Raw genomic sequence first — 12,395 nt, 5'->3', positions numbered from 1 at the left:
CCCCAACCAAGCATTAACTCGCGCAGACAGAGGGTAACTGACTAAAGCGCACGCTATTTAAAGGCGCATGTTTATACCGCACCAGCTTAGGTGCCAAGCTTTCAAGCTGCTCCTCGGTTAGGCCATCCGTTAACGACCACCGATTCCAGTGCCGCCCCTGCGTATCACAAAAGTTGACGCCATCGCCATTGGAACTGGCAATAATCTCAGCAATTGTTACCGGTAGCCCATATTGGGCCGAGCGCCCCGCCCCCTTGACTACGGGGCGAAACCTGTCTCCAACACGCACCAGCAACTCAACCCAACTGATAGGAGTGGTTGTATCGAAATACTCGATCGACACCTCATCCATTGAGGCTCGCTGCCTTGCACTGGCGATCTCATGGGTGATGACACGTCGAAGCTGCCCCCGCTGCGTTCCAATTCCGCCGCTACTTGCCTCTATTTGCGAAAACCGCTGCGCGGTTCTGCCTGCCAGCGAATAAAACGCCTCCTGATAGGCCTTTGGCATCATCAGATAGAGGGGAGAGGTAGCATTTACTAGCCTCAGAGCGCGCTGTGCCTTACGGCGATGCGAGGCTGACCGGCTCAGCTCTTTCAATCGCTGCGGGGTTAACCGCTGCTCATACGGCTCTATGCACTCGTTTGCCCATATCAAACCATGCTTAGCTGACAGAAATAACACATTAAACGCATCCTTAATGGCGCTGTATTCCCATTGGCGCACCACCCCCATGTACCCTTTGCCGCGGTATAAGTCGAACGCCGGCGCCGTCGTGGCCAGCTTTTCGGCTGAGCAAGGCAGCACTAATGTGGCTTTGGTAGCCATCAAATAGCAACTCACGGTGATAGAACATTGACTTTGGCAACCCATAATACCTCCTATGCGGCATCTTTGACGCCACGCTCACCGCACAGCTCAGGGAAGTTCGCTCGAATCAATAGCTCTGCCATCTTGGGTGGCACGCTATTTCCTATCCCACGCACTTGCGCCGCAATCGATAACTTCTTACCACAGGCGCCGCGCTCTAAGATGTAGCTGTCAGGGAAGTCATGCGCGCGCGCTAGCTCCCTCGGCGTTAGCATTCGCATGCCGATCTCAACCAGTGCCCAGCCATCAACAACAAGCATAGAAACGCGAGGTTCTGGAATAATTGAGGGTGCCTTTTGGGCTTTGCCGGTGCGATGCTCTTCAATTAACCGAGCGGTCCACCATGCGCTATAGCGCTCATCATCGGTCAACTCTCGCGCAGGAACGCCCCGCTCCCCATGGTCAAACTTGCCCTGTGGCCATACGCCGGGTAACTTACGAAGACTGCCTTGAACCTCACCATAATGCAGCCCGCCTGCTGTCAGTGTCTGCAACGGCTCATCCATCCGATGCCCAGTATTAGAACCTTTAAATTTGATGATGTGCGTCGTCAGCAAGGCGTTGTGGTCCACGCAGGTCACCGTAGATAAGGGCTCTCTCAAAGAGGTACCGGCGCCGTTATAATTACCGCCGTAATGCTTGACCATTGAGCCAACCAAGATAGATGAGGCGTCATAACGCCCTGCCACTGCTTGATAATCCGAGACAAACGGCGTGATCTGGTGGAGATGCGCCTGTGGCACCAAGTAAGGGTTAGCATCAGCGATCACAAAGCGGTCGATACCCCGCACAATTCGCTGCAATGTCTTCTCTACCAGCGGCTTGTTGCGACCAAGAATACTGCGACAGGGGATCGTCCAATCAATGCACTCCCCTACCCCTCGTCGAGGTCGCATCCCCAGAGCATTGTCGGCATGGGTCTCAACTGGCCAGCGGATAGGCTCACCATCGCAACGGGCAATCAGAAAGAAGCGCAAGCGAGAGGTATGAATACCATAGCGATCCATAGGAAGCGCTCGATACTCCAACTCGTAACCAAGCCCCTTATAGAGCGCTAGCTTGGCCTTAACATCAAACTCGATATCCAAGGCGCGGACCATCTCTTGCCACGCGCCATGTTGAGGATCTATTCCCGTTGTCCACGCTCGAACAAAACCGTCAAACGTCTCCCCTTTGCGCGCCTGGCACACCTGACCATCCACCAGCGGCCCCCATGAACTTATCTCCACAACGTTCTCCATGCCGAACACCTTTGGCCTGGCGTGAAGACCAAACTTCAGCAACACCCAAGACAAACCTCGAATATTCTTTTTACGAGGAACACCTCCTCGGGCACGGCTATGGTGCGTGCAATCCGGTGAGCCCCAAAGCCCCATCACTGGACGGCCAGCGACCAACCGAGGAATATCCACATCCCAAACTGACGATTGAATGTGGTGAGTCGAAGGATGATTCGCCCGGTGAACAGAGATGGCGTCTTCATTGTGGTTAATTGCGATATCGACATGCCGCCCAGTGGCATCAAAATAGCCTTGAGACACCCCGCCCCAACCGGCGAAATAATCAATAAACAACGGGGCACCGTTAGTAACGTCCATGGTATTTATCATTGGTAACTCCTCACTTAATGCTAAATCGGCTAATTAGGCGACACGCTGAATTTCATTCAGCAGATCTTCAGGGACGATAGGGGTCACGGCATTGCCAAGCATCTTGATCGCTTCACGGCGAGTTGATGGAAGCAAGTAGTTCTCTGGAAAGTTCATCACCTTGCGGTACTCGCTTGGCTGAAACATGCGCATCATGTCCCCCTGCACAATCGCCCAGCGGTCCACTGTCGTAACCGTCCCCAAGGGCCGATCAAGACTGCGCCCCGTTTTACCGCTGCCGCTGGAGTAATAGGGAAAGACAAACCGGTCACCAAAACGCTCTCGACCACTTTTCACTCTGGCGAGGGTCTTGGGACTGCGACCAGTTTTTTCAATCTTCGACCAGTTGTAGCTTTCCCACTCAATCACACTACTCACAGGGACATGTGGACGCTTTGGTAGCGTTAGCTCTATGGGATGCTTGGAACGAGTAAACACCATATAGACACGCTCACGATGCTGCGGCACGCCATGGTCTGCACTGTCTATGATGTATGGCGCCATGGCGTATCCCAGCCGTCGCATGGCATCAAGCCAGCTTGGAAACAGCGGCCAGTCAAGAAAATCGACCACATTCTCGACGAGCCAAACATCCTCTTTGTGGTACTCTGCACAACCGACGACTGCCCACGCGGTGTTTCGCTGGGTATCATGATGTGCCCGCTCCTTACCTCGAGCTTTTGAATGGCCTTGGCAACAAGGAGATGCGAGACCAATATCATGCGCCGGCAAACGGCTCCAGTCGGCCTGCTGCAGATCTTGACACGCAACTTCAATGCTTGGGTGATTACTTCGGTGGATGTCACACGCCATCTGCCAATGGTTGGCGGCATAAACCATCTCAATACCGGCATTGGTACCAGCAATGGTGTTTCCCCCGGCCCCTGCAAACAGATCAATTCCTTTTAACATGGTGCTCTCTCTTTTTATTGCTTTGCTTACGACTACTGCGGACGGCACTGCTGATTGGATTGATAGGTAATCAACAGCAAATAACTGCGGGTATGATGCTCAAGCTCCTCAGGCTCCAGTTCTCCTTTAAGCGCGGCGAGCTGATACTGATTAAGCGGGGCACTTTCATGCTGCTCTATCTTGATGCTATCGCCATAGGTCTGGGCTAAGTACAGCGACAGATCTCTATTCATGTTGGGTGCAATCGTCTCAATAAGGAGAGACGGCTTGTCTTCGTTAGAATGAAGCGCTTGCTGATAAAAGACCGAGACTTCCCTGATGGCATTGGTCACCGCGTTGGGACACAACTGCGCCCCCAAGTCGAGATACTTATCCATGCCCAACCCCTACTTAAAAATGAACTTGCCAATGACGATGCCGCAGGTACTGCAAAGAACCTGTGCAATCAGCTTGTGGCACGACTTAACGATTTTTGCTGTACCCTCTTGGCCCGGCACACAAATCCCAAACTCGGCCCAGTCAGGCGCCGCCAAATTGGTCAACGGCAGCGTCTGAAGTTCAGCAAGCTTGCTGTAGTCAACGCGGCTTTGGTCCAGTTGTTCGTTGCTAAGGCAACGCCCCACCAAACCAATCGCTGTGGCGAACAAGGCCTTGGTATAGAGCGCTTCTTTGTGGGCTTGTGTCTTGTTTGACGCCGCGTAGATGTGAGACAACGGTAGATAACGAAACACCGCCTCCATAAAGGCCTGCACCTCTTCAAGTGCCGCTCGATATAAATCATCATCAGCAAGGGTGTTACAGATCTCTTTTTCAGACTGCCCCAAGAATGCCTTGATACACTCCCCCAGCTGAGCACGATTCCAGATCTGGACACCGTTGCGCACACCATTGAGGCTGATTAAGTCATGGTAAGGACGGCCATCACCCAAGCGGCCACCAGCAACCAACTGATTTACCATTCGGTTGAACACGTTAGCGGAATCAAACGCCTTGGAGATGGAGGTGTTGGGCTTTGAACTCTGCACATTGATATCTGTAAAGTGCTGGCGGATCATGGCGCGAGCTTCCCAAATGGACGCCGTCTTGGTTTCAATTAACTTGAACGCGATAGTTCGGTCTGCCAGCTCAGGCCGTTTAATCAACTGCCTACCAAAGTGGACTAGCCGCCCCTGACCGTCCGATGGCAAACGACCAGCATCGGCAGCTATTCGCACCGCCTCGACGGTTTCGCCATAAAACTCCGTGCGTTCTAGCGTCTCGACGCGAGTGACGAAGAGTACGACGCCGGGGTAACTGGTATCGACGCGCCGCTCATACTCATCCAGCTTATTCAGGCGCCGGTTATCGACATCCCGCTGGCTTTTTTTACTTGGGCAAAGTTCATCTGAATTCGCTTCAGCTGCAAACGACTGAGTGAACTGCCCCCACGTCATCACCCCCTCACGAATCACGCAATTACTGGACTCACTTAAGCCTTCGCGGGCGGGGCGAACCACCAACGTTAGCGGCGCCCCGTTTGGCGCGACAATGTCGGTCGGAGGGATATCAATGTGATTTTCGGTAGCTAATTCACTCATGCCAGGTCTTCCATTTACTGAATTTGTAGCCTCACTGTAAGGCCAAAATACAACCCAGTCAACCATATACAATAATATTATTTGCATTTGGTTAATCTCTTCCCTAATATGAACTCATCAAATCGCAAACAGGAGGCTCTGGTGAGCTTACGGAACTCAATCTCGGCACGCATAGACATCAGCACTGAAGCTCAGCAGAGAACTCGCCAAGCACAAATACGCCTGCATGATCGGTTCGAAAGCCTAGTAACCGAATTTGAAACACTTCTATGTACAGAGATGCGCCCGGTGTTATTCATTCCACTGAGCTACGGCAAGGACTCAACGCTGGTAAAAATGGCAGCGACCGAAGCCATGCGCCGAACGATTGAAGCCGGCAAGGTTGAGCCTGAGCGGCCCATTCTTATTAACACCGTGGACACCTGCGGTGAGACTATCCCGATGCAAATGTATCCCGAGTTTGCGGCACGCCACTTGGAGGCGCATTTAACGTCACTCAAGCTCAACGCACTGGTACATGTGTCGCGGCCAACAATTAACGATGAATACTTCATTCGCTTTGTGGGAGGACAGAAGTTAATCCCACTGCCAATTAGACGGGCCGATTGCGCGGTGATCTTAAAAGTCGATACCGCTGAACGCTTCTTGCAGCAGATACATACCCTGCTTCCCCGAGAATATGCCTCGAGCACTATCCTCAAGTGTGTAGGCAGCAGAACCGATGAAGGCTCAAAACGCTCAGGCAATATGGCCAAGCAAGGCATTAAGGTAAAAACGGTTGATGACCTACTGTCTGAACTGACCGAACCTGAAGAGATGCTCACCAAGCAACCGTTACTGGATTGGGCACCTATCCGCGATTGGAGCACCGACGATGTGTTCAATACCCTTAAGCTCGCAGGACGCGATCCGGTGGAGACATGGCTGAGCCCCAACTTGCACATCCCGTTTTTCATGGACCACGCAGGGCTATTGCTGGAAATCTATGGGAACGGTAGTCAAGACGTCTGCGAAGTAGCCCTGAACACTAAGAAGAAAAGCGGCTGCAACGGAAAGAGCCGCTATGGTTGTTTCTTTTGCACCATGCGCGTACACGATAACACCGGTGAAGCGTTGACTCGTTATCCACGATGGAACGCATTGGGTGCAGAGAACATGCTACGCGTCCGAGATTACCTGTTAAGAGCCGCGGCGGATATGGATGCCAGAGCGATGCATGCTCGTAGCTTCTGCCCTGTCACGATGCGGGTATTACTGCAGCCTAATGTCTTAAAATCGTCTTACCTAGAAAAAATCGTGTGGTACATCAGTCAACTGGCAGTGGATGGCCAGACTTACGCCGCTGAGTTTCGTGCGCTGGTGGCACAAGGCCGTGAAATGGAGCACCCCGGTTACCGAGACATTGCCACCGATCCGAGCATGTCGGAGAAGACGCGAGCTCAGTTCCTGCAGATGTACAAAGAGCGCGCCCAACACCCGCTGACTCAAGTCTTTTCCCTGAACCATGCGATACTGCTTTCCTTTCGCTGGTCAGTGGATGGGATCTGCTCTGCTGCCTACCGCCCACTCGCTATCTGGCGACAGGTGAGCCAGCACGGTAAACGGATCCCCTTCCCTGCGCTTAACCGTGAATGGGAAGCCAAACGCGGTCCAATATCGTTCCAACACGCCCTTCCCGACGCATTAGCAATCCCGTTATTGCAAGAAGATCGCTACCCACCCAAAGCGCTGGTGGAACAGAACTTCAGTCTCGTCGACCTATGGGAGCGTCCACTTGGGGCCTATGATTTTATTGAAGCCGACATGAATTGCACCCTGCAGACAACCGTGCCTACCGTTCCGGCTAAAGCGACTGCCCAATACCGCATGCACCTCACTACCGATGAGCCCACCCAAGACCAGACTTACTACCCATTCTGGTCCTTTGATGGCAAGCATTGCTGCTACCTCGTGCTTGATACGGTGTCTCTATCCAAGCTAACTATGCAAGACCGCGCAGTCGACGTAGCCACCCAATCATCCCTCACGCCCTATTTCACTGAGCTACTGACTAAGTCATGGACCCAAACGCTAGAGCGTATCGATGAGCAGCGGACTGCCCCAGCCAATAGTGAGAACGACCTAACCTTACTGGTCGAACGCATCGCGCTGGACTTAGCAAAGCCGTTTATCAAGTCTGCCGGCGTCGTAGGCTTAAAGCTGGAGCATGGCCCCGTCGTTGCCCGGAGCAACGTATCAACGTCGCAGCGAGCACGCCCTCTTGAGGCCAGTATTCGCCGAGTTTTCAAGGCTGCAAAGGGCAAGCTTATTCGCACAACCAGCAGCCTGCGCACCTATGATGCCAGCACGACGCCGGTTTTCGAAAAAAGCCACTTCACCGCACCATCACGACTAGCACTGTCATTTGATACATCACTGCAACGGGAGTACAGCTATGTCGAGCGCCTGCCAATGCTCAGTGATGATCTGCTCTGCAACGAAAACATTGTCATCGACCAGCGCGCGCTCAATGACTGGATTCAGTTCGGAGGCCTGGATGACGCGATGGAGCAACATGATAGTCACCTAGCACGCGCCCGGCGCCACAGAAGCCACAGAAGCCACAGAAGCCAGCAAATTAAAAACCAACACCCCATGCGTCGTTATGGCGGCACCCATGTGGCCGAACAACTATTGCGCACGGGAGGCATCCAAATCAAAGCGGCATATCGTAAGCAGCTGCTCGCGATACTCAAGCGCACTCATATTCTTGATGATGCTGGGATCTTCGACCTGGCAAATATGGACCACACGGCACTGACCAGGCACCCAAGTACTATCGATATGCGCGCACACCGCTCACACAAAGCCAAGGTCATGCTCTGCATCCGCGAGAAACGCAATCAACGCCGTAGAGCGCTTAAGGCACAACTAGCTAGCAACAACGACGCGCAGCCACTACTTGAAGGGGCACAATGGTTCTTTCAGTCGGCAGTCACGGCAAGCAAGATGACACTCAATGCCGGCATGGCTAGGCACTTAGGCGCTGAATTCGAATCGGTTGAACATCGCGGCCCACACCGAATAAGTGGTAGCCGATTTTGGTTGAGCTACCACCTTCCCTGTGTAAACAGCATCCACCCTTTTGTGCGCATGCTTTTGGGTCACGACGCTGGAAATCGCTACCTGCGAGCACCAGAATTCGTTAAAATGCCGGCCCAAATCGGTAACGTTTGCCGCGATGAACTCATCGAACTTCGCACCCTCATCGACGAGCACCGGGGCCATCTTGCTGCATTACAGGCGTTCCAAGCGCTAATTGAATGCCCAGATGCTGATAGTGAAGAGACCCTTAGTGCAAAATGGGCATCGTTAATGAATCAGGTGCACCGCTCTGAGTTATACCTTTTTCTCTATATACCAGAGAAAGTGAAGGTTGCACTGATGCGAACTCGCCTAGCGCGAGCCATCAATTACCTTAGTGTTGAACTTGAGCGCGTAGAAACCTTCTGCCGTCAGGCTGAGCTGATGATGACCAGCGCGGTGAGTAGAAAGGCGGAGAGTATGACGTTGGCAGCCCGCTTAGCGTTGCGTGTAGCATAATTGGAGATCCATACATGGAGCAGTTTGCTTACCATTATTCATCAAGAGCCGAGGTCATGCGGATCTCGAAGATTGCGCTAACGACCATTAAGCGTTGGGAGGCCGATCCGGCCAGAGCGGCACTCCTTACCATGCTCGATGCTGCCCCTAAGATAGCCTCGCACTGGAGTGATGACGATTGGGCAACGTTCGAACGCCCTGAAGATGGGTTTGATATAGCCCTAGAGTCACTTGGCTTTGATAAGCCATATGCACTTCACCGCCTAACCGCCGAGCTCCCAGTCTCCGAGAACACGCTCTACGTTTGGCAAACATCTCACAAGCGACGCATCTATATCACCCTGTTGATGGGATTGCAGTGGCGCTACCTCTGTGAAGTCGCGGCCAAGGTCCCTGCGTATCAGATTGGGAAAAACAGGCAGCAGGACGCCACGATAACGCGGCTGTATCGAACCGACCCCGATGGGCTGGTATCACTGCTTACTCACCCCCCAGGCAGTTAAAAGGAGCTGAGATGAGTTATCAATATACGGTCGCAACGCCTGAGGCGGTTAAACTACTCGTAGGGATCCCCGTAAGTACACTCAAACGCTGGGAACAAGAGCCAAGCCGATTCAGTTACCTTGCGCTGTTTGAGCTCGCGACCATAGGGGCCAACCACTGGGACAAGGCAACGCTGAGCGCATGGGGCAACCCCGAGAGATTTGAGCACACACTACAGGAGCTGGGGTTCGACCGCCCAAACAGCCTTGCCAAGCTTGCCGAAGAGCTACCGGTAGGATTACCAACGCTCAAGAAGTGGCGCCATTGCGAAAAGAAATGTTCATGGTTTGCTCTGATGCTTCTAGGGCTACAGGTGCGCTACCTCAGCGAACTACAGCAATCAACGAATTATAGCTTTGGCACGGATAACGCACGAGACGCTGCAGCTGTGCGCTTTTATCGGTTAGATAAGGCGGGATTGTTGCGCCTACTCTCAGCCGGGGAAGCTAGCCCAGCAAGGTGATATCACGCAACCTGCTGGCGCGCCATGCGACTGCGCTGCAGCTGCACAATGTGGGTATCTTGGGTCAGACTCGTGATACTCACATCAAATCCGCCCTTACCGATCATAAGCTGTCTGATCCCTTCCAACTTGCCGGCACCACATTGCGCTGTCAGGGAGAGCGGTGTTACGAGCTCCTCATCCTGATTGAAGCTTGCCTGAATACAGCTAGCCCCCACCCACAGTTTGTCTCCCTGCAACTTACTAACTTCGCACTCTAAGCCGACATGCACATTGAGCTCTGGCACCAGGCTTAATGCAAAACGGAATTGGTCGAGCGGAGTCTTCAGCAGCGTGGGGTCGTAAGAACGACGTAAGTTCCAGATAAGATTAAGTAGATCGGCCCGCTTAGCTTCCCGTAGCAACAACTTAAGATCAGCCCGGATAGGGCGATAATGGGGCAAGTCCATTTTTGACTTAATAAAGCGAACCAGCAGTGGGGTCATTGGCTGTTTGCCGTTGGCTAGATAACCATAAGCAAGCGCCGCAAAAGTAAAGCGGCCGATAGCCAAGCGATAACGTTCATGTTTACTCAAAGCAGAGGCTGTCATACATCATCTCGAACATTTGCTGTCTCAGATATGATATATTAATCTACCGCGACGACAACTACTTTTTGACCGGGGGCTTTTTACCCAGCGCACGCTTGATACTGTCCAAGTAATCTTCAACCAACTCGGGGCTTGCTTGGTTAGCGCCACCCGCGGCGGGATCGGTTTGTTTAGGTTCCCCATCCACCGCCTCGACCGGCTCAGACACAGTAGAACTTAAGCCATTATCGAGGCAATGTTGTAGCAATGCCGTTGCCCAACGACCTAGCGAGCGTTTATCTACACCGACTCCACGCCCTAACTGCGCTTTCACGGCCTTTTGGACAGCGTTAGCTGAATAAGAGTTAGCATCCTGCACCCACCTCGCTATGTCATCGACCCCAAGGCCCAGCAAAAAGACCTCGGTATGTGACAATTCAGTGGTTAGAGAGGTAGAAAGCAAAGCCTGCCGAGTGCGCTCAATGAGGTCACTACTTATCCCGTTCGCGTCTATGAAGCTCTTCCAACTGTCAATGTAGTCCGCCTTTCCAACAGAACGAATGGTATATGATAAATTTGGATATGCGGTTCGATACGCAACGACTAACGAGTCAACCATAAGCGAGGACGAGCGAGCACCGCTATCGCCCCCGCCCTTTACATGACTAGCTAGCGACTCACTCAAGTCCGTGAAATTAACATCACCACTATCTAACGCAGACCTAAACATATCATCGACCGCGAAGCCTTCATTTTTGTAACCGGCCCACAATGGCTTACGAAGCATATCGACAACAGCTTGATTCGTTTGCAAGCCCCTCGTCGAGCGAGCAGCACAATACTGAACCCATAATGACATAGATGGCTTTGCAGGCCACGCATCGAAATCCAGTTCAGAGCGAACCGGCTCGCAGCTTGATTCAACATGGATCTGCTGGGCAATTCCACGGCGTTCGAGGCCGCGGTGAAAAGGGGTAAAACGATGGAAGCGGGTCATAGGCCAAGACGCCAGCATAAACATGAGATCGCTAAACGCAAACTCCTGATACCATTGCCCCTGCTCCGCCACACGATGAAACTCATCAACCAACGGCTGAGTCACTCCACCAGACTCTTCCATGCAAGCCTGCCAAGCGTGAAGCTGCTCAGCGCTTGGTCTCTCAACCCAGGCGCTAAAGTCTAGTGAGCTCTCCCCTACCCTTTCCAGTTGATAGATTGTCATACCATTGATAGTTACAACGTCAAACGAATACTCACTGGCGCATTGCGTCAACAGCAGTGTCAGCGCCGAACGGTCTGCCGTAGCCTCAATACCGAGCAGGAAGCATAACGAGTGGTAATCTATAGTGACACGGTGGCGAACACCGAATAGGGCTTGTAGTTCCATGGTACGGACGGCAGTTGAATGACCCATTTACGTTACCACATATGCCCGTAGCGTGGGTATAGCATGATACGTTCAAATATTAGCCACCTTATCGATAGCTTATGCCCGTGAATTTACCATGCAAACATAAGGCCAGAGATATTGCTTTAGCGTGACAGCAGCGGCACTTTTGCATGCGTGCGGTCAAATTCGCTATCACTAACTGTCTGCTTGCTGTTCAAACCACACAGACCAATCACAACATGACACCCCACCCTACTTTGCAGCGAAACGCGCAGAGACCACAAACAAGCTACGTATTTAGTATTCCTTAAGATTGAAAATGGTAACGGATTTACCAAGTTCACATTCACTCTCGAGCTTTCCCCGCCGGCGCTTTATCGTTCCATGGAACGATTTTGTCGGCTCGTTAGTATTGATTGGCAAAACGAGTGGCATCAGTTTACACACTGACTATGCCTACAGCGCACTCCGCCCTCTCGTTCCATGGAACGAGGTACAGCCAGATTAGTATTGGTTGGACCCACTTATGGGAACAGTTACTAATGAGTCGAGTCGAGCCCCCCACCCTACTAATCACCAACCAAGCGCGCCCAACCTTTAATATTGCTCGAGGCACAGTTTGGAATCAAAACCGGCCGCACAAACATCGTTCCATGGAACGAACTCTTCTTTGATGACCGCCATGAGTATTGGTCCATTTCAGATGAGCATGGCTAGAGCAAACGGCCCCCGGCACCAATAGAACTTCAAATCGTTCCATGGAACGAACAAGCAGATTTAGTATTACTCTTAGTGAATTTTGGAATCAAATTCATACCCGCAAACATCGAGCGCCCCAC

10 protein-coding genes are annotated in these 12,395 nt (G+C 52.4%); 3 read left to right on the top strand and 7 right to left on the bottom strand.

The window, feature by feature from the left end; translation table 11 throughout:
• Window positions 1-13: 13 nt before the first annotated feature.
• The 5 genes from G462_RS24020 to G462_RS0115680 are packed head-to-tail and all read right to left on the bottom strand — an operon-like array spanning window position 14 to window position 5,009.
• Window positions 14-874 carry a DUF6884 domain-containing protein gene (locus G462_RS24020; RefSeq protein WP_026959836.1) on the bottom strand — a complete coding sequence of 287 codons (861 nt, stop codon included), beginning with the start codon at window positions 872-874 and terminating at the stop codon, window positions 14-16.
• An 8-nt stretch (window positions 875-882) separates the two neighbouring features.
• Entirely contained in the window at window positions 883-2,481 is a 1,599-nt protein-coding gene (locus G462_RS0115695) for a DNA cytosine methyltransferase (RefSeq protein WP_051326792.1), read from the bottom strand.
• Window positions 2,482-2,514: 33 nt separating this feature from the next.
• On the bottom strand, window positions 2,515-3,432 hold the full coding sequence (locus tag G462_RS0115690; RefSeq protein WP_026959834.1) for a DNA cytosine methyltransferase: 918 nt from the start codon (window positions 3,430-3,432) through the stop codon (window positions 2,515-2,517).
• Window positions 3,433-3,464: 32 nt separating this feature from the next.
• Window positions 3,465-3,809 (bottom strand): hypothetical protein, encoded by a 345-nt coding sequence (locus G462_RS0115685; protein WP_026959833.1) that lies wholly within the window; start codon window positions 3,807-3,809, stop codon window positions 3,465-3,467.
• A 9-nt stretch (window positions 3,810-3,818) separates the two neighbouring features.
• Entirely contained in the window at window positions 3,819-5,009 is a 1,191-nt protein-coding gene (locus G462_RS0115680; RefSeq protein ID WP_026959832.1) for a DGQHR domain-containing protein, read from the bottom strand.
• Window positions 5,010-5,288: 279 nt separating this feature from the next.
• Between G462_RS0115680 and G462_RS0115675 the strand changes: the two genes are divergently transcribed.
• Genes G462_RS0115675 through G462_RS0115665 form a run of 3 tightly spaced genes read left to right on the top strand, consistent with a single transcriptional unit; the run spans window position 5,289 to window position 9,597 of the window.
• Window positions 5,289-8,591 (top strand): adenine nucleotide alpha hydrolase family protein, encoded by a 3,303-nt coding sequence (locus tag G462_RS0115675; protein ID WP_035477971.1) that lies wholly within the window; start codon window positions 5,289-5,291, stop codon window positions 8,589-8,591.
• Window positions 8,592-8,647: 56 nt separating this feature from the next.
• The gene (locus G462_RS0115670) at window positions 8,648-9,094 is read left to right on the top strand and encodes a hypothetical protein (RefSeq protein WP_157378646.1); all 447 of its coding nucleotides are present in this window, start codon (window positions 8,648-8,650) and stop codon (window positions 9,092-9,094) included.
• Between the two features lie 11 nt (window positions 9,095-9,105).
• Window positions 9,106-9,597: a hypothetical protein gene (locus tag G462_RS0115665; RefSeq protein ID WP_026959829.1), complete on the top strand. Its 492-nt coding sequence runs from the start codon at window positions 9,106-9,108 to the stop codon at window positions 9,595-9,597.
• Between the two features lie 2 nt (window positions 9,598-9,599).
• On the opposite strand, the gene G462_RS0115660 is transcribed toward G462_RS0115665, so the two are convergent.
• Window positions 9,600-10,187 (bottom strand): hypothetical protein, encoded by a 588-nt coding sequence (locus tag G462_RS0115660; RefSeq protein ID WP_026959828.1) that lies wholly within the window; start codon window positions 10,185-10,187, stop codon window positions 9,600-9,602.
• Between the two features lie 58 nt (window positions 10,188-10,245).
• A complete protein-coding gene (locus tag G462_RS0115655; RefSeq protein ID WP_035477968.1) occupies window positions 10,246-11,553 on the bottom strand; it encodes a hypothetical protein in 1,308 nt (435 codons plus the stop codon).
• Window positions 11,554-12,395: the final 842 nt, after the last annotated feature.

It is taken from the genome of Aliagarivorans taiwanensis DSM 22990 (assembly GCF_000429505.1).
Lineage (GTDB): Bacteria > Pseudomonadota > Gammaproteobacteria > Enterobacterales > Celerinatantimonadaceae > Aliagarivorans > Aliagarivorans taiwanensis.
Note: the sequence above shows the minus strand (reverse complement) of the source record. Positions and strands in the feature narration are given on the sequence as shown.